The 21,833-nt window shown below is 43.4% G+C and carries 16 protein-coding genes; 4 read left to right on the top strand and 12 right to left on the bottom strand.

Features of this window, described 5'->3' with window-relative positions; translation table 11 throughout:
• Positions 1–16: 16 nt before the first annotated feature.
• The 3 genes from AC1XUE_RS01180 to AC1XUE_RS01170 all read right to left on the bottom strand — a co-directional run bounded on the left by AC1XUE_RS01180 (position 17) and on the right by AC1XUE_RS01170 (position 6,561).
• Positions 17–1,873: a six-hairpin glycosidase gene (locus AC1XUE_RS01180; RefSeq protein WP_483354097.1), complete on the bottom strand. Its 1,857-nt coding sequence runs from the start codon at positions 1,871–1,873 to the stop codon at positions 17–19.
• Between the two features lie 71 nt (positions 1,874–1,944).
• Entirely contained in the window at positions 1,945–3,357 is a 1,413-nt protein-coding gene (locus AC1XUE_RS01175; RefSeq protein ID WP_483354096.1) for a RagB/SusD family nutrient uptake outer membrane protein, read from the bottom strand.
• A gap of 57 nt (positions 3,358–3,414) precedes the next feature.
• Entirely contained in the window at positions 3,415–6,561 is a 3,147-nt protein-coding gene (locus tag AC1XUE_RS01170) for a SusC/RagA family TonB-linked outer membrane protein (RefSeq protein ID WP_483354095.1), read from the bottom strand.
• 420 nt (positions 6,562–6,981) lie between these two features.
• Here AC1XUE_RS01170 and AC1XUE_RS01165 point away from each other — a divergent pair, with 420 nt between their 5' ends.
• Positions 6,982–7,533 carry an isochorismatase family protein gene (locus AC1XUE_RS01165; protein ID WP_483354094.1) on the top strand — a complete coding sequence of 184 codons (552 nt, stop codon included), beginning with the start codon at positions 6,982–6,984 and terminating at the stop codon, positions 7,531–7,533.
• 71 nt (positions 7,534–7,604) lie between these two features.
• Here the strand turns inward: AC1XUE_RS01165 and AC1XUE_RS01160 are convergent, their stop codons facing one another.
• Together AC1XUE_RS01160 and AC1XUE_RS01155 are read right to left on the bottom strand one after the other, a co-directional pair.
• Positions 7,605–7,901 carry a hypothetical protein gene (locus AC1XUE_RS01160; RefSeq protein WP_483354093.1) on the bottom strand — a complete coding sequence of 99 codons (297 nt, stop codon included), beginning with the start codon at positions 7,899–7,901 and terminating at the stop codon, positions 7,605–7,607.
• Positions 7,902–7,906: 5 nt separating this feature from the next.
• Positions 7,907–8,296 carry a YchJ family protein gene (locus AC1XUE_RS01155; protein ID WP_483354092.1) on the bottom strand — a complete coding sequence of 130 codons (390 nt, stop codon included), beginning with the start codon at positions 8,294–8,296 and terminating at the stop codon, positions 7,907–7,909.
• 390 nt (positions 8,297–8,686) lie between these two features.
• Between AC1XUE_RS01155 and AC1XUE_RS01150 the strand changes: the two genes are divergently transcribed.
• Positions 8,687–9,226 (top strand): pyridoxamine 5'-phosphate oxidase family protein, encoded by a 540-nt coding sequence (locus tag AC1XUE_RS01150; protein ID WP_483354091.1) that lies wholly within the window; start codon positions 8,687–8,689, stop codon positions 9,224–9,226.
• 101 nt (positions 9,227–9,327) lie between these two features.
• On the opposite strand, the gene AC1XUE_RS01145 is transcribed toward AC1XUE_RS01150, so the two are convergent.
• Together AC1XUE_RS01145 and AC1XUE_RS01140 are read right to left on the bottom strand one after the other, a co-directional pair.
• Positions 9,328–10,920, bottom strand: coding sequence for a DUF5060 domain-containing protein (locus AC1XUE_RS01145; RefSeq protein WP_483354090.1), 1,593 nt, complete (start codon positions 10,918–10,920; stop codon positions 9,328–9,330).
• 33 nt (positions 10,921–10,953) lie between these two features.
• Positions 10,954–12,441 carry an FGGY family carbohydrate kinase gene (locus tag AC1XUE_RS01140; RefSeq protein WP_483354089.1) on the bottom strand — a complete coding sequence of 496 codons (1,488 nt, stop codon included), beginning with the start codon at positions 12,439–12,441 and terminating at the stop codon, positions 10,954–10,956.
• A 196-nt stretch (positions 12,442–12,637) separates the two neighbouring features.
• Between AC1XUE_RS01140 and AC1XUE_RS01135 the strand changes: the two genes are divergently transcribed.
• The gene (locus AC1XUE_RS01135; protein ID WP_483354088.1) at positions 12,638–14,947 is read left to right on the top strand and encodes a DUF5703 domain-containing protein; all 2,310 of its coding nucleotides are present in this window, start codon (positions 12,638–12,640) and stop codon (positions 14,945–14,947) included.
• A gap of 11 nt (positions 14,948–14,958) precedes the next feature.
• On the opposite strand, the gene AC1XUE_RS01130 is transcribed toward AC1XUE_RS01135, so the two are convergent.
• The 3 genes from AC1XUE_RS01130 to katG form a co-directional block, all read right to left on the bottom strand.
• Entirely contained in the window at positions 14,959–15,423 is a 465-nt protein-coding gene (locus AC1XUE_RS01130; RefSeq protein ID WP_483354087.1) for a hypothetical protein, read from the bottom strand.
• 46 nt (positions 15,424–15,469) lie between these two features.
• A complete protein-coding gene (locus AC1XUE_RS01125) occupies positions 15,470–16,060 on the bottom strand; it encodes a TetR/AcrR family transcriptional regulator (RefSeq protein ID WP_483354086.1) in 591 nt (196 codons plus the stop codon).
• A gap of 180 nt (positions 16,061–16,240) precedes the next feature.
• Positions 16,241–18,505, bottom strand: coding sequence for a catalase/peroxidase HPI (gene katG / locus AC1XUE_RS01120; RefSeq protein WP_483354085.1), 2,265 nt, complete (start codon positions 18,503–18,505; stop codon positions 16,241–16,243).
• A 381-nt stretch (positions 18,506–18,886) separates the two neighbouring features.
• Between katG and AC1XUE_RS01115 the strand changes: the two genes are divergently transcribed.
• Positions 18,887–19,324, top strand: a complete 438-nt coding sequence (locus tag AC1XUE_RS01115) for a hypothetical protein (RefSeq protein WP_483354084.1) — start codon at positions 18,887–18,889, stop codon at positions 19,322–19,324.
• A 17-nt stretch (positions 19,325–19,341) separates the two neighbouring features.
• Here AC1XUE_RS01115 and AC1XUE_RS01110 read toward each other — a convergent pair whose 3' ends face one another.
• Both AC1XUE_RS01110 and AC1XUE_RS01105 read right to left on the bottom strand, forming a co-directional pair.
• A complete protein-coding gene (locus AC1XUE_RS01110) occupies positions 19,342–20,565 on the bottom strand; it encodes a hypothetical protein (protein WP_483354083.1) in 1,224 nt (407 codons plus the stop codon).
• 86 nt (positions 20,566–20,651) lie between these two features.
• Positions 20,652–21,812: a PepSY-associated TM helix domain-containing protein gene (locus AC1XUE_RS01105; RefSeq protein WP_483354082.1), complete on the bottom strand. Its 1,161-nt coding sequence runs from the start codon at positions 21,810–21,812 to the stop codon at positions 20,652–20,654.
• Between the last annotated feature and the right edge of the window lie 21 nt (positions 21,813–21,833).

Raw genomic sequence — 21,833 nt, 5'->3', positions numbered from 1 at the left:
CAAAACATGGCTTCACTTAAAAGGGCCTGGTAGTCAGGTATTTTAAACTATATACTGCCTCTTTGTCTTTCCTTCCGGCATCCGGAAGATCATACATTTGGTCCGTAGGCGTATCTGCATCAGGAAAGCGACGTGTATCACCCGTTCGGAAAGCGATTCGGCTGAATGATTCCAAAGGCGCAAACAGGATATTATTACCCAAATCTTTTCCATTTACACTCACGGTATAGATACGTGTGGTCACATCCGCCTTGACAACGACCATGTACGTTTTGCCAGCCTCATAGGATATGAGTTTCTTGTTTCGGTATCCCGCCTTGGTTCTGAAAGTCGCCGTTGAATCAAATGAAAGGCGGATGCCAGGAGTGCCTTTGGCATCCAGAAATTCAATATCCAGTAATCCGTGCTGATCCTGAGATGGTGTAATACTGAATTCGGCGATCAGTTTTTTGGCAGAAGGGATAACCCGTTCCGCCTTTGCATAATCGAAGGGATCTGCATCTTGGAGTATTAGTGCTTTACGGCTACTACTCTTCGAAACAGACACCGGCGCCCATTTTGGACTGTAGATGTTCCAGTCTGAAAGCTCGTTGCCATCTGCCATTTTTTCGAAATGATCATCGGCATGAGAAGCAGCCTTATCCCTTATCGGTACGGGGACTGTTGAAACCCACATATCTTCTTTGTTGGTGCTGTATGTAAGCCATAAGTTTCCATCAGGTGGTGTACCATCGCCTTCAGAAATCCCCCTCACATACTGTGGACCATACGATTTGTAATTTCCCCCATAGCGCATGGAAGAGATCTCTCCGTTTACCAGCAGCAGATTCTTGTAGTCCAATCCGTCATCACTTACCGACAGCGCCAGTGGCCAGCGGAACTCAGATGGATTATAGACAGTCACGTATTTACCGTCTGATGTTTTCTGCCCCCAGATTTTTGCATTGCTGTTTACGAAACCCGGAGCACGTTTTGGCTTGTACAGCCACGTTCTTCCTTTGTCCTTGCTGACACTCGTCAACGCATTCTTCCAAAGACCCACCACGCGCCCATCAGGTAAAAAATAAGAACTGAATGCTTTGTATTCACCTTTTAAAGCGACTAACGGATCATCCCTATCCGCCTCCTCAGCCCACTGTTGGGTGGTGAGTGTACTGGCTAGTAGCTGCTCACACGCCTCTATGAAACCTTTATCCTTACTTTTTTTATAGAGCGGATATGCAGCCGTTTGCTTCCATGATTTATTAAATCTGATGAAATAGATGGGTCCAAGTCTTCCGTCCTTATAAATCTCACGCACCACTCTGCCAATCCCATTCCCATCATTGGGGTCATCTTTGGCGTCCAGGGCAATACCATAATATCCGAGGGTAAGCAAACGATCATTTTTGGAAACAAAAAAACCCATACGCTGATGCATAACAGCATACAGATTTCGGGCAATACCTGGATAATCTTTCTTGGTGGTACCGTCAGGAATTTTATAGGGTGGAAAGATAACCTCTGCTTTTGACCAGATACGTCCGTCCTGCGAAGTCTGCAAAAGCGTTTGTCCGGGTGGAATATGCTCACCTACAGGATTACTTAAATAATTGAGGTAAAAGCGGTTATTCCAATAGGCAAGCATGGGCGCATGGTTGTACGTCCATGTTACGGCAGTATCACCTTCTGAATGAGTCCTGTTGGCGCGAAGTGTCTGATAGGAATGTACACCGATAGCAGGACTCAGTTGCCCATGGTGATAGTCAATATTGACAAGCGTTTTGCCGGTGTACCTAACGGTATCCTGTGCCTGGGCTCTATTTGCCGTGAGCGCAAGTATTAAGAACGAAGCGATCTTATGTTTTCCAGTCATGACCGTTGAGTAGTTCATTGGTAAGTCACTAAAAAACTATTTACAGATGCGTACATCTGTAAATAGTGCGATGAAAAATAGTCTGTTACTTAATAACCCTGATTCTGGGTGATCCTGTTGTTTTGATCCCTGACGATATTGGGAACGGGCAGCAATAGTTTCGTATCTGTAATGTTCTTTCCTTTGCTTTTCAATACTTCAACAGCACGTCCTGTTCTTTTCAGATCAAACCATCTTTGAAACTCAAATGCCAGCTCTACGCGTCTTTCGTGTTCAAGTGCCAGAGCTACTGTACGGTATTTCGCGGGATATCCTGCTGAGCCGTACAAAGGAAGGTTTACGCGTTTACGAACTTCATTCAGATAACTTACATCGCCGGTAGCTTCAGTCAGAAGCAATAATAGATCGGCATAACGCAATACCATAAAGTTGTTGTTCGCAGCAATATCCTGATTCACCAGCGGCGCGGATTTATCCAACCATTTTTTAGGGAAACGTGCGCGTGTAAATGCACCTTTGGCATCAACAAAGCCTGTATCAATAGAGGCAAATTTTCTGTTGTCACCTGTCTCAAATTCATTCCAGATATCGTCCACCGCCTGATTCATACCTGACCCGTAGAATCCCAGTGCATTGGAATTTGGAAAAAATTCACGGTGGTATACGCTAAAAGGATGAATAGCTGATCCGCCCAGAAACTGTATTTCGAATATCGATTCTTTTGTATTTTTTACCTTTGGATCCCAAAGCGTGGCATAGGCAGGTAGCAATTCGTATTGTTTGCTGTCATATACTTCTTTAAGTTCTTTTGCAGCATTGGCTTTATCACCATTCATCAAATGCGCCTTTCCCAGCAATGTTTGCGCTGCACCTTTGGTAGCTCTGCCAATGACAGATGGTGTGATACCGAGTTTTGCTTTCGATTCTGTAAGATCTTTGATTATTTGCGCTTTTACTTCGGCTGCAGGTGCTCTAAGAATATCGTAACTTCCACTGGCAGTAATCGGCTTGATCACCAAGGGTACATCTCCCCAGATCTGTACCATGTTGTAGTAGTAAAGTCCGCGAAGGAAAAGCATTTCACCTTGCAGTTTGGATTTGTAATCCGCATCCAGCGTCGCTACTTCCAACTTGTCCAGTACAATATTGATGTTGTAGAGGGAGCGATAAAAATCCTGCCAAAACTGATAAACGATTGTATTCGCTGGTGCCAGTGTATAATCACGGAATTGCCATTTATCTGCCTGATTACCTGATATGTTGTAAATCGTGGCGTTGTCTCCCATCAGTTCACCGGCATAAGAAACAGGTCCCTGAGGATGATATACTGTATACAGGGTATTGTAAGCGGCTGTAGCGGCAAGGTCAAAATCTGCCCTTGTTTTATAGAAATTTTCGGCATTTGGATTGGATGCCGGAGCGAGTGTCAGAAACGACTCTTTGCAGCCCCATGAGCCTACGGTCAGGCTGACCACCACCAACAAAAGAATTAGCTTTTTCATCGTATATCGTTTTTTAACCTATGCATCAACATGCGCAGGTTGTTTGATAAATCTTTCTTAAAAATCAGCTTTAATACCTACCGTGATCACTCTTGGAAGTGGATACGAACCATAGTCAACTCCTGCGAATGCACCCGGAACCGGAGCATTACCACTCGTATAAAAACCTGAGGTTTCCATGCTGCTGCTGTATGAAGTTGTTCCGTAAGTCGTGTTTTCAGGATCGTATCCTAAATACTTGCTGAACAGGTGCACATTTTCAGCATTCACATAAATACGAGCATCTTTCATTTTGAGCTTGCCAGCCCATGCAGATGGAATGCTGTAAGACACACGTATGTTTTTCAGGCGGACAAACGACGCGTCTTCCACCCAATAGGAAGAAAATTGCTTCTGAAGTCCCTGATAATTCACACTTGGCTTGAAATGCTTACCGTCACCAGGGTTGCTCTCTGATCGCCAGTACTGATACATGCTCTCATAGAAGTTACGTCCGTTGTCCCATGTCCCCAGGAAGCGTACATTGTTGTTGGCAATTTCGCCGCCGAAAGATCCCTGAAACAGAAACGATAGCTCAAAGCCTTTGTAACCCACCGTATTGGTGATACCGGTTATAAAATCAGGTTGATTGTTGCCAATGACAGTGCGGTCCGCATCTGTGATCTGGCCGTCTCCATTGACGTCGCGCACACGCGGATCTCCCGGAGTAGTACTCGAATGGTGCGGGTAAGCATCAATTTCAGCCTGGTTCTTAAATACACCGTCAAAAATATATCCGTAGAAGTTGGACACGGGTTGGCCTACTTCTGTTCTCACGGTCACCACATTGTCGACGTATTGGATCGGCGCATTGCCGGGTCCGAGTTGCAGCACTTTATTTCGGTTACTTGATATGTTGAAGTCCGTTGTCCAGGTGACAGGACCGGTCAGATTTTTGCTGGAAATATTCAATTCGACACCGCGGTTACGCATTTTACCGATATTGGTCAGCTGGGAAGAAAAACCGGTAATATCCGGAATCGGAACAAACAAAAGCATGTCTCTTGTTGTCGAACTATACACCTCAGCTGAGACATTCACACGGTTGTTGTATAAACCAAGATCCAGCCCTAGGTTAAACTGATCCGTTTTCTCCCATTTTAAGGTAGGATTAGATAATCCGCTTACTTTCAGTCCATTTGCTAAAGCTCCTCCGTTTACGTAAGGTGCAGAACCCAATAAACTGATGGCTCCATAGTTGGGAATCTGGTTGTTACCTGTTACTCCATAGCTGGCTCTCAGTTTAAGATTGCTCACAGCAGGAATGGCCGACATAAAAGTTTCGTCAGATATTAACCAACCGGCAGATACCGAAGGGAAATATCCCCATTTATTAGCTTCGCCGAAGCGCGACATCCCATCTCGACGGATCGCTCCTGTCAGGAAATACTTTCCTTTCAGATTGTACTGTACACGAGCCAGGTAGGAGATCAACGACCATTCGCTTGCAGTTGTATTTCCGGCTGTAACCGTTCCGGCATTCAATGTATGCACAAGGTCATTAGGGAAATTGTTGGCAGCTACGTACATGGTTTCATCACGTTGCTTCTGCACGGTGTAACCCAAAAGTCCGGTTAGTGCATGATCACCCAATTTCTTGTCATACGTAAATGTATTTTCGCTCAGCCAGTTAAACATGTAATTGCTACCCGCATTGGCCTGCGCTGCCAGTACAGACGAGTATCCATATTTCTGCTTGTCGTTCCAGTAGAAATTGTTTCTGGTGTTATACAAATTACCACTGAGGCTTGTACGAAAACGAAGATCCTTGATCAGTTCATACTCTAAAAATCCGGTTGCCAATGTATTAAATGACTTGCGACCTTTGTCCACTTCACGCGTGAGCGAATAAGGATGCCACAGGTTCATGTCGGCATAGGAAGTAAAGCGGAACCAGGTAGAATTTGGGTCGCGAAAACCATAATTACCATTTTCGTTATAGACCGGGAAATGCGGATTACTTTGTAAACCAAGGCTGATCACATCACTTTTTCCTTGTGTTCCCTCTGTGCGGTCAAATATCGAAGTAAGACCCAGATTCAAGCCAATGGTCAGTTTATCCGTAACCGAAGTTCTCACGTTCGAACGAATCGCCAGACGCTTATAATAGTTCTGATCCAAAACAGCAGTCTGATCCAGGTAAGAACCTGAAAACATGTATTGCGTTTTCTCGGTCCCTCCGGAAACACTCAACTGCGCATTTACCGAAGGTGCTGTACGGAACATGGCATCCTGCCAGTCGGTACCTTTGCCGAACTGTTCGGGATTGTTCACAAAGTCCTCAGGTATTCTCAAAGTTGCCGGTCTAACGCTGTTTGGATCACTCGCCTTGCCACCCTGTGCGGTCCAGGCATTATTCTTAGCGTCTTTATACGTCTCGATAAACTGCTGTGCATCCATCATTTTCACACGACGCACTACTTTTTGTGAGCCATATTCAATGGTAGCACTTACGTTTACTTTTCCGGCCTTACCCAGCTTGGTCGTAACCAATACTACCCCACTCGATCCACGCGAACCATAAATGGCAGCTGAGGATGCATCCTTCAAAACTTCGATAGATTCAATATCAGACGGATTAATCAGGTTCAGGTTGAAGTTTTCCAACGGAACGCCATCTACCACAATCAGCGGATTGGTTCCTGCAGTAATCGAACTTACACCACGTATTTTAATAACAGGTGAAGCACCCGGAGCACCCTGAGACTGCGAAATATTCACACCAGGAAGCGTTCCGGCCAGCGATTGCGTAACATTACTAAAGGACCGGTCCTTAAATTTATCATAGTTAATCGAAATGACAGAGCCCGTAACAGCACGTTTGCTTTGCGTTCCGTAACCTACCACAACCACTTCCTCCAGCGACTTATTTTCAGGAGAAATACGAACATTTATATCGGTTCTGTTTCCCACTGTTTCTTCCACCGATTTATAACCCACAAAACTAAATACCAGTACCGTTGAAGAGCCCGGAACATCAATTTGAAATGATCCATCAGCATTGGTGGTCGTACCACGTTGCGTACCTTTGATCACCACGCTTACACCCGGAAGCGCATCAGAATCGCTGACACCCGTCACCCGGCCCTTCACTGCCACGGTTTGAGCCTGTAATACAGGAACCGCCAGTAAGCAGGCAAGAATTATACGTAAGATTGTTTTCATAAACAGTTAATGGATGGAGAACAAGATGGTATTTTTCTTTATTTTCTATTTCTTTCGAAAATTAAGTATTTAATATTTATCAAAAAACATTTTAAGTTATTTTATGTGTTTTTTTAATAAAAAATTGACCAATCAGCACTTCCTAATCAAAACAATCACCTTATAAGAATAGGAATGGCAAATAATGAATAGTCATCAAAGGAAATAAAAGAAGATTTTGTATAGCACCAGAAATTGGATGTAAATCCAAAACAGGCAGATTCCGACTCATCCGATTGTACAGGTAGTTATACAATTAACCAAAGTGTGATATCTTTGACCTGGTGCCGTATACGATGCATCAAGTATCAGGAAAAGCATGAGGGAGTTTCGAAATCGATTCGAGCCGTACCGTTACCATTATTCCTATTGTAATAATTCATGATAAATAGAAAAGCATTTCTGGTCATTGACATGAAGAAAGGTTCGTTTACTGAACTTACACCCCGTTACGATGCAGCCGGTGTGATTAAACGCATAAACCTGGTTGCGAATGCATTTCGCGTCAATTCCTTACCCGTATTTTTTATTCAACACGACGGCACAACTGCAGGCAATTTTGTACCATATACCGAAGAGTGGTTATTATTGGACGACCTTCATGTGGAAGCTGGTGACAATTTGATTAGCAAGTACGCCAATGATGTTTTTTATCGTTCTGATCTTCAGTCACAACTTGAACAGCATTACATTGATGAATTAGTCATATCCGGATGTGCGACGGATTTCTGCGTAGAAGCAACAATCCAATCCGCGTTATCAAAGGACTATAAAATAACAGTTCTTGAGGATGGCCACACAACCGGAGAAAGGCCGCATTTAAGAGCAGATCAGGTGATAGAGCATTATAATTGGGTTTGGAAGAACATGATCCCTACAAAAGGATCTGTAAATGTCAAACCGCACCACCTGGTTTTAGAAGAATTGTCATAGAGTTGCGAACTACCGAACGGCTCCATTTTGCGCTACATATTTTTTGATTTCGTCAATTGTTGTGGCGCTAGTTACTGACCTTCCTCTCTATTGATCGTGATGGCATGAATGATTTTCTGCAGATGCAGATCCTTTTCCCGAATTTCATCCTCCAACGCTGCTATTTTTTCAGCGTTAAGCTGATCCTTTTTTTCTAACTCTTCACGATGCCCGGCGTTCATTTCCCGCAGGATGTACAAGGTCAGCATAAAAAGTCCAGCTGTTATTAGCTGAAAAAACTTGTCATAAGACAACACAGCCACCATATAGGTAAGAACAAAAACGATAAATCCGATCATGAATCTGGCAATGGCATACTGTCTGAACATTGTAATTATCTGTTTATATCCTCACCAAAAACTCCATCTACATAATACCATCGATCGTTCTCGTAGATAAAAGAAGACTTTTCATGGTGGATATGCAGCTTGCCGTTTCTGCTGCGGTAGTGCGCTTTGAACTCTACGGTATTGCCTTCTGCAGCCAAAATTTCCAATTGCTTCCAGTTGTTTGTTTTCGCCCATTGTTCTATATCTTCAATCGATGTGGCAGCTCTTTGTGAGCTATAAGTAGTTTCAAGGAGATACTGGCTGGCTGCCATCACATAGGCGCTGTACCTGGACCGCATCAGTTTTTCAGGAGAATCAGCTTGGACAGAATTAGATATTAGCGGGGCACAACAACGTGAATAAGGTTGTTTATTGCCGCAGAAACAATTTTTCATATTAATACTTATGAAGTACAAAATACCCGGGGATGACCTTGATGATTAGCAACTTGCCAAACATCCTGACTTGCCGCTGGTGTACTTATAATAGAGTACAGATACGAAAATACCTATTTTTATAGTATTCATCCTAAATCTCATCACAATATGGCTGCTGCAATATATATATCCCCGCTCATCCTGCTATGGTATGGTATCAAGGAAGCAAAAAAAAGTAAACCCAACTGGCACCGTGCTGTTGTTTCTACCATGATGTGGCCCTTCACGATTTTATATAAAAAAAGATAAATCGGTTACTTCAACGGATAGCCGCTGATAGCTTCGGTGTGGATATGTCGATGGAATGATCTTTGTTATAAAGATGCTGTATTTAATCAGCGATAAAACATGGACAGCATTAACCAACAACAACCCGAGGAAAACTATAAGGATTTATTTTCCAGCGAAGCGGGAGAAAAAATCAAAGAACTGGCCAGTTCGGCTAATACCTGCTTTTTTTGTACAGACATCAAAACCGGAAGTCCATTAAATGTACGTCCTATGTCTATTCAAAAAGTACAGGACGATGGTGTATTCTGGTTTCTCAGTGCCGACGATAGCCATAAAAACCAGGAGATACACGAAAATCCCTATGTTCAGTTATTGTTTCAGGGATCTAAATATTCTGATTTTTTGAGTATTTACGGAACTGCAACCATTTCAAAAGAAAAAGAAATCATCAAGGAGCTTTGGGATCCCATGTTGAAGGCCTGGTTCACTGAGGGAATTGACGATCCGCGTATTACGGTCATCAAGGTTGAAACCAAAGATGGTTACTACTGGGATAACAAACACGGAAACGCTATTGCATTTGCAAAGACACTTTTCAGCGCTATGGTTGGAAAAACACTGGATGACTCTATTGAAGGTCGTCTTGTAACTGAATAGTTATATAAGCACACACCCTACAAAAAGCCTCCCTCGCATGTATGTTAGCGAGGGAGGCTTTTGTTTTGAATCCATTTCACATCAAGAGATCATCAATAATCTTACCTGCCGTCGACAGCCGTAATGCGTAACGCCAGATAAGGCTTCATAGGCAATTTCATTGACTGCCGGTTTTTAGCAAATACACGGTATGTCTCAGGTTTATCCGTTTCAAATATTTCATCAACTTTCCGGACGGTCATATCCCATGTATCAAGGATTTCAACCTGAAATTTTTGATCAGCGCCGGGACCCGACTTTCTGGGCAAACTGAACGTCCATTCAGCATTCATCTGCTTTCCCAAATACACCAGGTAATATCCTTTGCCTGCAGTCGCAGTATGATGGTCTTTCCAAGGATCAGCCAATTCAAGAGGGCCAGGAGCTTCTTCTAACATTTTTCTCAAAAAGCCTATCCGAGCCGGGCTGCTTCCCACGAGCTTTCCTCCTTTTGCCCAAAATACAGTGTTGGTTTCATTCTTGTAAGTTTCACCATGTGTCACATACGTCCCCGCGATTACACCTTGCCAAAATGCCTCAGTCATCTCCTCGCCGCTCAGGTGCCCCCATCGTTGAGGTAGATCCCCTTCGTAACAGACTTCATCGTAAACCATGGGTCTGAAAAATACATCGCGTAACAATACGGCTCTTCCAAAATCTTCTACGACAGAACCGTTCTGGATGCTGACATGCGAATACTCAGGCTTCCAGTTGTCGTAATAAACACTACCATTATGAATGGAACATAAGTGCTGGTATGGATCATTGGCCACGATTGCTTTGGTATATACATCCCAGGCTTCCCTGGGTTTGGTTTTGATATAATCGAATTCATTGGCGAGTGACCACCATACGTTCCTGAACGAAGAAAGGCGGGCTGTCAGATACTTGATATATCTCAGATCATTGTTCATTCCAAGACTATCGAAGCCCCAATGGCCTTTATCATACGGATGGAAAATGATAATATCTGCTTCAATACCGAGTTCTTTAAGATTGTCAATTCTTTCTTCCAGATGAGCAAAAAAATCAGGATTGAATTTTGAAAAATTCCATTTGAACTTCACCTTTCCATTAGGACTCTGGGTGTCTCTGAGTTTCTCGAAAGGATAATGGTCCGGCTCATTTTCAACATTAGAATAGTATTTTGGAAAAACACACATCCTTACTTTGTTGAATGGATTCGCCTCGAGTGTTGCTAATGTGGTTTCTTCCAATTCCCTTGGCTGGTGCGTAAAAGCATATATGGTTGTACCAAAAGGATAGTACCGCTTGCCATCCGCGTATCTGAAATGGAATGTGTCGGCTACCTGAACCGGGCCGTGGTTATTGCCCGTTGCTGCTATACAATTAAAACTACCCGATTTCGCATGAAGTGCTTTTGTCTTACTGATCGTTTTATAGGTCCATTTTCCAATTTTGTCAGGCATAAAACGAACTTTATATTTGCCTTTTCCATCGTAAAAACCATCGACAGTCTTTTTAGTGGCCCCGTTTGTAAATTCCGCAGAGAGTATGACGTCATCAAATGGATTTCCTGTTTCAGGACCGTTCAGGGTAACTTCAAACCTATCCCAAACTTGAACAGCTTCCTGTGAGCATGCAGGATAGGTTAAAAAAGTAACAAATGCAATTAGATAAGCGATGAACTTCATTTTCGAATTTTTATGATTTAATTGCAAATATTTTCAAGCTGTCCGTCCGTTATCGACAGCGTCCTGCCAGCCCTTATAATTTACAGCAACTTGTGATACCTCCGTATTCGGATATGTGATCGTACGATCGGCAGATAACTCCTGCAAATGTGTAATACCTGGAAACACACCTGATTTTAATCCGGATAGATAAGCAGCTCCAAGAGCCGACAGTTCTGCCAGCCCCAGATTTACGACGGGTTTTTCCAGTAAGTTGGCAAGAAACTGGACCACAAAACGATTGGAAGTGAGACCTCCGTCAATCATGAGCTCTTCAAGTACAATGCCTGTGTCCAATTCCATGGCGGTAATTACATCCCTGATCTGGTACGGTATTGATTCCAATCCGGCTCTGACCAGGTGTGCTTTTTCAGTTTCGAAGCTGATCCCTACTACCGATGCCTTTCGATTCATATCCCAATGTGGTGCTCCCAAACCGCTAAAAGCCGGCACCAAATACACTCCACCATTATCCGGAATGCTTTCTGCCAGCTGCTGCGTTTGGGAAACTTGCTCGAATATGCCTACTTTTTTGAGCCATTCGATCGTCGCTCCACAGGTGACAATGACACCCTCCAAAGCATATTCTACATGTGATTCGGTACTGTAGCCAATGGTGGTTACCATGCCGTTGCCCGACTTTTGCGGATGGCTGCCAATGTTCATCAAAATCGAAGAACCAGTACCCATAGTCGCTTTTGCGATGCCTGCACTGAAACATCCCTCTCCGAAACCCGCAGCATGGGAGTCGCCAATCATGGCCGTGATAGGTAGTTTCAATGGAAATAGTCCACCAAAATCAGTGTCACCAAAATGGCTTGACGATGCCTGGATTTGTGGTAATCGCAGATCTGATAATCCGAGATCCTGCAGTAAATCGGTGTCCCAGGTAAGCGTATTGATATTGAAAAACAGCGTCCGGGAAGCATTGGTGTGGTCGGTCAGGTAATTGCCGGTCAACTTATAAAGTAACCAGGTATCTACCGTACCAAAATAAGCCTCTCTGTTATCTACACTTGTCCTTATCCTCTCGTTATGCTCATAAAGCCAGATTACCTTTGTAGCAGAAAAGTACGGGTCTATGAGCAAACCTGTGTGCTCATTAATTCTTTCAGACAAACCATTACTCCGCAGACGATCGCAAATGGCGGTGGATCGCTTGCATTGCCATACAACAGCATTGTGCAAAGGTTCTCCAGTCTCATCCCACAGCACGAAGGTTTCCCGTTGATTGGATATACCACAACTTACAATATCCTCTGCCTTTCCTCCCACCCTCGCAAAATCTTTCAGGCACTTGGACACTGAGCTGACTACGTTACGGTATATTTCCTGCGCGTCCTGCTCTACAAATCCATCCGCCAGATACATCGTTTCCAGTGGCTCTGTACCTCTGGCAATGGGAGTTCCGTGTTGATCAAAAATGACCGTTTTCGTACTGCTGGTACCCTGGTCTATGGCAAGAATGTAAGATGACGGCATATTGCAATGTAACTAAAAAGAGATGGAGTAGATGAAAATAAAAGCAAATCAAAGAAAATTATTCGAAAATAAATGAAAATATTTGTTTCTTTTATGGTAAAATATTTATTCGGCAACCTGCTATAATGATATATTTGCCAAAATAACACACCGTCGAATATGTGCTGCAAAGCATATCACTTATGGATACTTACTGATGAAAATTCAATACTTTTTAGAAATTGTTCTTTTACCTTTATTAGGATTAGTTTCCTGCAGATTGTCAGCACAACCTGCTGCGCTGGCAAGGTATGATGTAGTCTGGGAAAGTCAGAGTAAAAACGCATCTGAATCCATGCCTTGTGGTGGTGGTGATATTGGTTTGAATGTGTGGGTCGAAAACGGTGACGTTCTTTTTTATTTATCCCGCAGTGGCACATTTGATGAAAATAATCAGATGCTAAAGCTAGGACGGGTACGGCTTTCTATCTCGACAGACCCTTTCCGTTCTTCTTCTTTCGCACAGCGACTACAGCTATCAACCGGTCATGTTGTGATCAAAGGAGACGAAACCACCCTCAATCTTTGGGTTGATGTCTTCAATCCGGTCGTACATATAGATGTGCAAAGTACAAGAGATAGCCGGCTCACTGTATCTTACGAATCCTGGAGATTTAACGACCATTTGATTAGAGGAGCAGAGTTCAGAGCCAATTCCTATAAAATTCCCCAGAAAGAAGATATCTATACCCGCCACGACAGTATCAGTTTCAGAAAGAACACTATTCAGTTTTTCCATCGTAATGATCCGTCTTCAAGAAATGTATTTGACCATACAGTGGATTTACAAGGAATGAGTACCGTAAAGGAGCAGATGTTCAACCCACTGAAGAACAACACATTTGGAGGCATGATCACCGGCAGGAATCTGAAAACCGGACAGACCAAACAGGGTACCTATGCAGGCACAGCATACCAATCCTGGTCGCTGGAAAGTATCAAAGCTTCGGGTAATCACCTCGTTTCCATTGCTATGCATGTAGCGCAAACCCCAACCCTGAACGACTGGCAAAAACAGCTCGATGATATAGGGGTGAGAGCATCAAAAAATCCGAAGGCCGACTGGAAGAAAACGAAGGCATGGTGGGCAGAGTTTTGGGAGCGGAGTTACATTTTTATTGATGGTGCCGACAGCATGGTTTCCCGTAACTACCAGCTTTTTCGCTATCAGCTTGCGTGTAATGCTTATGGGAAATGGCCAACCAAATTCAATGGCGGCCTTTTCACATTTGATCCGGCGTTTGTTGAAAAAAAATACGCTTTCACACCAGATTTCAGATTATGGGGTGGCGGAACATTTACTGCCCAAAATCAGCGACTGGTGTACTTCCCCATGTTCAAAAGTGGCGATTTTGATATGCTCAAACCTCAGTTTGATTTTTATCTGAACACATTACGAAATGCGGAACTGCGGAGTGAAATCTACTGGAAACATAAAGGAGCGAGTTTTACCGAGCAGATCGAGAATTTCGGTTTGCCCAATATTTTTGAATACGGAACAAAACGTCCTGCGGGCTACGACCCTGGTATGGAACATAACGCATGGCTTGAATACCAGTGGGAAACGGTGTTTGAGTTTTGCCTGATGATGCTGGAAACTCATCGGTATGAGAACCGGGATATATCAGCCTATATTCCCTTTATAGAAAGCTGCCTCACATTTTATGACGAACATTATCAAATGCTGGCACTTCAAAGGGGCTCAAAAGCACTGGATAGCGAGGGACATCTTATTCTCTACCCTACATCTTCGGCAGAAACTTACAAAATGACCAATAATTCAACAACAGTGATCAGTGGAATGAAGGTAGTTTTAGAGCGTTTGCTTGCCTTACCGGAACCCTTTTTGTCTGATGTTCAAAGGCAGGCCTTTCAAGTACTGGCCAAGCGGATTCCTCCGGTTCCTTTACAAACGATTAGCAGCTACACGACACTCGCCCCCGCCAAAACCTGGGAAAGGATTCAGAATACAGAAACGCCCCAATTGTATCCCGTGTTTCCATGGGGCATTTACGGAATTGGTAAACCTGATTTGCAAACCGCAATCAATACTTATCAATATGATCCTGATGCGGTTAAAAACAGAAGTCATGAAGGCTGGAGACAATATAGCATTTTCGCAGCCAGACTAGGACTCACAGAGGAAGCTCAGGAGCTTACCAAAAAGAAATTAAATAACGGCCCTCACCGTTTCCCTACTTTTTGGGGCCCGGCATTTGACTGGACGCCGGATCACAATTGGGGAGGTTCGGCGATGATTGGGTTACAGGAAATGCTGATGCAGGTAGATGACAGGAAGATTCTGTTGCTCCCGGCCTGGCCGAAAGCGTGGAATACTTCTTTCAAACTGCATGCACCTTATCAGACAACTGTAGAAGGACGGGTAGAAAATGGCAAAATAGTAAGATTGACAGTCACCCCGGTATCAAGAGCTGGTGATGTGAGTATCCACCAATCAGAGCAATGAAAAATGCACACTCAAAAAACGCGGTAATAGGGACGGCTCACCAACGGAGAAAACTGCCAGGGAATGTTGAGCAGGATAATTATAAGTGCGCTGATGAACCAGATTGCCAGGGTTTTAAATTTCTGACTGTCTGTTTGTTTTCGTTTTGCAATTGAAGAGCCAACGCTTACGAGTATGACGGCTACAAGCATCATCAGACTATGTTCCATGCCGAAAAAACGCAGCTCCCTGTTATGAATACCCTTATCAAAATTATTTCGGAAGTAAGTAGTGAGCGGGCTCAGGTAGTAAACTGTCAGACCGATCGTCATTTGCATCTCAGCGATAGATTTGGTCCATTGTCGCAATATGTCATCCCTTTTCGTGTACACTTTACCCGACTTCCAGCTGCGGTATGCATGAATTGAAGCTGTCACCAAACTGATCAAAACAAACCAGCGTAAGAAAGAATGTAAGGCAAGTAGGATTGCATACATGCGTGAGAGACCCTTTTTATATGTTAATTTAAAAACTTTGCGTAGCTCAGCGCAGGGAATTCAGGTAGCCTTTAAGCTCTTTTAAATACGGTAAATATACCGATTTGCTATTGGCCAGTTTTCCGAAATTTCTAATACCCCAATAACCAGATATCACAAACACTGTCACCTGCTCGGCAACCACATCCTTTTGTACGTAACCAAGCTGTTTTCCCTGTTCAAGTGCAGCGCACATTTGTTGATGCCACTGCATGGTAAGCTCATCCAGCACCTTGCTGAAATCAGCATTCCAAGGAGTCATTTCCTGTGTAAAATTAGCTGCCGGACAGCCGTATTCCACTTTTAAAAACTCATTTTCTATAAGCAGGTTATGCATCAAATTGTATATAGCCTTTAAAGGATCATGTTCAGTTGTCAAGGGATCAATGAAACCTGCTGCGAGTGCAGGCTTTAATATTTCACTGATGATGGCAAGCCCCATTTCATCCTTATTCTTGAAATGATAATAGAAAGCTCCTTTCGTAACCTGGGTTGTAGCCAGGATATCATCTATACTTGTTGTCTTATATCCATTTTTATAGATCAATTCAAATGCTTTCTGTAAAATGTTCAGCCTTGTGGCCTCCGCCTTTTTCATACCTACGATATCAGTTTGCCGATGCAAAGGAAAGAGAAAATGAGCAATAATGAGAACATTAATGAAATGACATGCAATTCCAAATTTATAAAGAAGAAGTAAAAAACAAAGCGGTCATTCCGAAACCGGAATGACCGCTTTAAGCGTGGCAAGGGATTAAGAAATACCTTACTTGCTAAACTACTTCAGATCAAAACGATCCAGATTCATCACTTTGGTCCAGGTTGCTACGAAATCTTTCACGAATTTATCCTGAGCATCAGCACTGCCATATACTTCAGCAATAGCTCTCAATTCGGCATGAGAGCCAAACACCAGATCTGCACGTGTTGCAGTCCATTTGGGCTGGCCTGTGCTACGGTCCGTACCAAGGTATTGCTGACCGTCATGTGCAGTAGCTTTCCATGCAGTACGCATATCCAGCAGGTTCACAAAGAAGTCGTTGGTTAGCTGACCCGGTCTTGTAGTGAACACCCCGTTTTTCGATCCATCATAATTGATGTCCAACACACGTAATCCACCTATCAGTACAGTCAATTCAGGGGCAGTTAACGTGAGAAGATGCGCTTTATCAATCAAAATCTCTTCTGTCGATACGCTCAGTCTGCCTTTACTATAGCTACGGAAACCATCCGCCAGCGGCTCCAGATATCCGACAGATTCTACATCAGTCTGTTCCTGCGTTGCATCTGTACGGCCCGGCGTGAACGGAACAGTTACAGTAAAACCGGAAGCCTTTTCAATCGCCGCACCACCTGCAAGCACGATTAAATCGGCCATGGATATTTTTTTACCAGCAGTCTGATTCGTATTGAAGTCATTCTGGATACCTTCCAGTACCTTCAGTACCTTCTGAAGTTGTTGAGGGTTATTGACTTTCCAATCCTTCTGAGGAGACAAACGAATACGTGCACCGTTGGCACCGCCACGTTTATCAGATCCACGGAATGTACTTGCCGATGCCCATGCGGTAGAAACAAGCTCGGAAATGCTCAAGCCGGATGACAATATAGTCTGTTTCAGATCGGATGCATCATTGCTGTCAATCAACACATGGTCAATCGCCGGAATCGGATCCTGCCAGATCAATACTTCTTCAGGAATATCCGGGCCAAGATAGCGTTCACGTGGTCCCATGTCACGGTGCGTCAGTTTGAACCAGGCACGTGCAAAGGCATCCGCGAATGCTTCAGGATTTTCAAGAAAATGTCTTGAAATCTTTTCATAGGCCGGATCAAACCTTAATGATAAATCTGTAGTAAGCATGGTTGGAGCATGCTTTTTAGAACTATCAAATGCATCAGGTATGATTCCCTCAGCATCTTTAGCAACCCATTGGTGTGCTCCTGCAGGGCTTTTTGTGAGCTCCCATTCGAAGCCAAAGAGGTTTTCGAAGAAGTTATTACTCCATTGCGTTGGCGTCTTCGTCCATATTACCTCAAGACCACTCGTGATTGTGTCAGCACCGTGTCCGGTACCGTATTTGTTAGCCCATCCAAGTCCTTGCAATTCCAAATCAGCTGCTTCCGGTTCTTTGCCAACATGATCGGATGGTGCGGCTCCATGGGTTTTACCAAAGCTATGGCCACCAGCAATCAAAGCCACCGTTTCTTCATCATTCATGGCCATTCTGCCAAATGTTACCCGTATATCATGCGCCGCGGCAACAGGATCCGGATTACCATTAGGACCTTCAGGATTTACATATATCAAACCCATATGTGCGGCTCCTAGTGGTTCCTCCAAAACGTTGGAGTGCATGTGCCCATCCGCGTCATCGTCTGAAACCAGCACACCGTTGTCGTCTACGCCCTTGGATCCGTGCGCATAGCGCTTGTCATTACCCAGCCATGTCGTTTCTGAACCCCAGTATACGTCTTCGTCAGCCTCCCATGCATCTGCACGACCGCCCGCAAAACCGAATGTCTTGAAACCCATGGATTCCAAAGCTACGTTTCCTGTCAAAATAAGCAAATCGGCCCAAGATAGTTGACGACCATATTTTTGCTTGATCGGCCACAACAAACGGCGTGCCTTATCCAGACTTACATTGTCGGGCCAACTGTTGAGTGGGGCAAAACGTTGCTGTCCTGAACCTGCACCTCCTCTACCGTCGGTTACCCGATAAGTTCCTGCACTGTGCCATGCCATCCGGACAAAAAGCGGGCCATAGTGACCAAAATCTGCCGGCCACCAGTCTTGAGAGTCAGTCATTAAGGTATGTAAATCCTGCTTAACTGCTTCGAGATCGAGACTTTTAAATGCTTCAGCATAGTTGAATTCTTCTCCTAGCGGATTTGAAAGTGAAGAATGCTGACGAAGGATATTAATTTTAAGCTGCTTGGGCCACCAGTCATGATTTCTTGTGCCTCCTCCTGCTACATTGTGGTTGAGTGTACCGTTATGAAATGGGCATTTACTTATGTCATTTGATTCATTTTCCATTATTACAAGTTCATGTTTAAAAGATATGGTTCGCTTCTACTATTTTCAGGAAGAGCAATAAAAGTATACCATTCAGTTTTATAATCATAATCGATTTCTTTTATAAACTGATAGTTAAAATCTATTTTGCCTGGTCAGTATTGTGGTTACACTCGTTATAGCTTTGGTTAATCTGAGCTCTTACCAGCCTTGACATCTGGCATTATGCGGATGTAAATCACATCGAGGACATGACAGCAGATCTTCTGTGTAAGCATTTATTGATCTTGATTAAAAGCGAATGTAAAATCAGATATACCCTTGAACGGATCAGGTTTATACGCTGATCATCACAAACTTCTCAGGATGTTGTGTTATGTTTATTGTTCAAAGCGAATAATTATGAAACGACCTGACACCGACGTGACACGCCTGACGCCGACAAACGATTCTCTGACGATTATATTGAAGAACACGCATTTCAATGATCAAATACTGGTAGACAGTTCAAAAGTAAGTTTACATATAGATTACAGCTATCCTATCGCTGTCGCAGTAATAAGATTCACCGAAACTTATTACGACTTTATCCAACCTTTACGTTTTTCAGGCACCGAGCTTTCTACTTCAACCTGGCTGGATCAAAGCATAATCGCTATCAAACTTGTACTTTCGGATTCTGTGATTACGGATCAGCTTTCAACGGTGGTTTTTCAAATTAACCCGGTTGATAGCCTAAAATTGCGTGTGCATGTCAGTGCGCAAAATGAACTTACTGCATCCCATTTGAATGCCGTCGAAAATCAAATTTACGAAAACATGAATACATTTTTCATCTGATGACCCGCCCCAGTTTATCACTTTTGATGAGCAATAATACCATATCCGCGCACATTCTTGGCATCGATCAATGCGCCCGTTCTGAAGGCATCAGGACCGCCTTCACTATCGATTTCAAGAATGTGAACCGTTTTATCTGCATGACTTTTAAGGAAGGTGGTGTATTTACTGTCAGAGATCAAAGGCATTTTGGCAATACGTGCATCTGATTTCTGAACGTTGTATTTCAGGATCTTTTTAGACTCCAGATCAAGCCTTGCAAAAAAGTAATGATCATTTTCCGAGTCAGCCCATCCCTTCATTTTGGTATCATCAAATAAGATGGCCATCGCCTGATCCCCGCCCAAATAATCCAGTTGCATAATATTAGCTGGTTGTTTTAATGCAGCAGACAAATCAAACAAATAGTTGTTGTCGAACGAAGTCTGCCCCTGCCTGATCCTGAGAATCCCGCCATAAACTTTATTATCCGAGATTGTACCCATCACCGCACCACGACAAGCTGCAATATAGAGGTCTCCATGGGCCGATTTTATAAATCCGTTGGTAGAAACAATTCCTAGTTCAGCAGATATCTGATCTGTAGAAACCAATTGCGGGTTGGTCATACCCGGATAATCAAAAACAACAACATGAGCTCCTTTAGCAAAATTCCCCTTGAAGTCATAGTACACAGTCCCCATGATCAATTTGCCTGCATGTAAAACTGCACGGCCTATATTGGATTTCCATGCCATGTCATGACTTTGTTCCATATAGGGCAATTGATAAATTCCGCTGGCCGTTATTTTCAGATCCGGTATACTGATCGTAAGCCATTTGACTTCCGGTTCGCCCCATCTGACGGGATCCATGATTAATATTGTATTATTGTCCAGCAGGTTTTGAGAATATGCCTGCTCTGTTACATAACCTGCAACAGATATACCTGCCTTCTCAACAAGCAAGCCCTTAGGGTCAATTTCGTATTGGAAAAACTTTTTTTCTGGTTGGCTGTAAAAGTAAATATAGTTCTCAGAACGAATCAGGCTCTTAGCATCATATTGCCGTCCCTGATTGCTTACTTCGATTTTCTTTCCAAAAAGGCTATCGGTAGGTATCACACAACTCACGCCATCTATACTTAGGCCTAAAGAATAATGTTTCGGAGAACTGGAAGTATCACGCTGATTAGAATGACATCCTAAAAAAAGCAATAATCCCAAAAGATACCAGCGATGCCTGAACTGATGATAATGCATTGAATGTTGTAGAAAACTTTTTACACGGCAAATTAAAGCAACACTTTGCTTACATACAACAAAGAATACCGTACCTGATCAATGTTTCACACAACTTGCTTGTGTATCATTTTCTTGCGGGGAGCTCTTCCTGATTTTTTTCTTCCCAAAAATATAATAAGACCTGTTACGGGCAGAGAAGCTGCGATCAAACTAGCAAAAAAAGCCAATATTTTTCCCGTAAGACCACCGATGCTGCCAACATGTACAGCGTAATTGATGCGCCTTAATTTCTCTCCGTTTGACTGATCGCTGAAAAGTTGAGCAGCCAGAAATTTTCCGGTATACTGATCATAAAAAAAATCGTCTGTCCGTACATAATGCGCTCCGGTCATTGTTTCTACTGTAAAACGCAAAGGGTCGGTGACCCTGTGGGGACGATATGTTCTCACTGCCCGGGCATCGTTCTGACGTTGCGCTAATTGCAAAAACAACCTGTCTGCTACATGATAGAACGAATGTGTGGTGCTGCCCCTGCCTGATGTATCCGATTTAGGAATTTCAGTAGCAGCGACCGGCTTTTTGCCGCCATTGGCTATAAACTGAACGGAATCATTCATCCATTCGAAAGACCAGACCAGGCCTGTAATGGCAATAAATACCGCGATCCAGGTCATGTAAAAGCCTGGCACGTTATGCAGATCATAGTTGATCCTCTTTGGCTTTGCGTCCCACTTAACAGTAAATCTCTGCTTATATCCCTTTTTACTGGCGGGCTTCCATAGGATAATACCGGTGATCATTAATACCACAAACATCAGTGTTGCATAACTTACCATTTGCTGACCGGTTTCACCCATTCCCAACGATATATGAATATGGGTCATGAGTGTAAAGAATGCATTCTGATAGTCAAACTTGCTGACTACTGAACCCGTGTAAGGATTTTGGAGAACGGCATGGTACGTTCGCGTTGAATCCAGTGCCCACAAGGCACTCACTCTGTTTTCATTCAGATACACTGTGTAATACGCTCTGGCTATTTTCTTATCAGCAAGAACGGAATCTGCCACAGAGAAAATTCGCGAGGGCATTGCCAGCGGCTGATTTTTCTTTTCTATTCTCTGAAAAACACCATAATCCAACAGCGTACAAATTTCTTCTTCAAAAACCAGAATACAACCAGTGAGCCCAACCACCAGAACGACAGCACCGCTGAACAATCCAAGCCATAAGTGTATTTTTCCTGCCCATTTTTTTACAATCATATTTTCTAATCACCATCGTGT

This window comes from Dyadobacter sp. HNCC25DJ187, from assembly GCF_056895255.1.
The sequence above is the reverse complement of the archived record's forward strand: the minus strand, read 5'-3'. Positions and strand labels throughout refer to the sequence as shown.

Bases quoted from the DNA above. Each gene is read 5' to 3' on its own strand.
- AC1XUE_RS01145 (WP_483354090.1), bottom strand. From the start codon at position 10,920: ATGAAGTTCATCGCTTATCTAATTGCATTTGTTACTTTTTTAACCTAT.
- AC1XUE_RS01170 (WP_483354095.1), bottom strand. From the start codon at position 6,561: ATGAAAACAATCTTACGTATAATTCTTGCCTGCTTACTGGCGGTTCCT.
- AC1XUE_RS01155 (WP_483354092.1), bottom strand. From the start codon at position 8,296: ATGAAAAATTGTTTCTGCGGCAATAAACAACCTTATTCACGTTGTTGT.
- AC1XUE_RS01180 (WP_483354097.1), bottom strand. From the start codon at position 1,873: ATGAACTACTCAACGGTCATGACTGGAAAACATAAGATCGCTTCGTTC.
- AC1XUE_RS01115 (WP_483354084.1), top strand. From the start codon at position 18,887: ATGAAACGACCTGACACCGACGTGACACGCCTGACGCCGACAAACGAT.
- AC1XUE_RS01110 (WP_483354083.1), bottom strand. From the start codon at position 20,565: ATGCATTATCATCAGTTCAGGCATCGCTGGTATCTTTTGGGATTATTG.
- AC1XUE_RS01165 (WP_483354094.1), top strand. From the start codon at position 6,982: ATGATAAATAGAAAAGCATTTCTGGTCATTGACATGAAGAAAGGTTCG.
- AC1XUE_RS01125 (WP_483354086.1), bottom strand. From the start codon at position 16,060: ATGAAAAAGGCGGAGGCCACAAGGCTGAACATTTTACAGAAAGCATTT.
- AC1XUE_RS01150 (WP_483354091.1), top strand. From the start codon at position 8,687: ATGGACAGCATTAACCAACAACAACCCGAGGAAAACTATAAGGATTTA.
- AC1XUE_RS01135 (WP_483354088.1), top strand. From the start codon at position 12,638: ATGAAAATTCAATACTTTTTAGAAATTGTTCTTTTACCTTTATTAGGA.
- AC1XUE_RS01140 (WP_483354089.1), bottom strand. From the start codon at position 12,441: ATGCCGTCATCTTACATTCTTGCCATAGACCAGGGTACCAGCAGTACG.
- katG (WP_483354085.1), bottom strand. From the start codon at position 18,505: ATGGAAAATGAATCAAATGACATAAGTAAATGCCCATTTCATAACGGT.
- AC1XUE_RS01160 (WP_483354093.1), bottom strand. From the start codon at position 7,901: ATGTTCAGACAGTATGCCATTGCCAGATTCATGATCGGATTTATCGTT.
- AC1XUE_RS01175 (WP_483354096.1), bottom strand. From the start codon at position 3,357: ATGAAAAAGCTAATTCTTTTGTTGGTGGTGGTCAGCCTGACCGTAGGC.
- AC1XUE_RS01130 (WP_483354087.1), bottom strand. From the start codon at position 15,423: ATGTATGCAATCCTACTTGCCTTACATTCTTTCTTACGCTGGTTTGTT.
- AC1XUE_RS01105 (WP_483354082.1), bottom strand. From the start codon at position 21,812: ATGATTGTAAAAAAATGGGCAGGAAAAATACACTTATGGCTTGGATTG.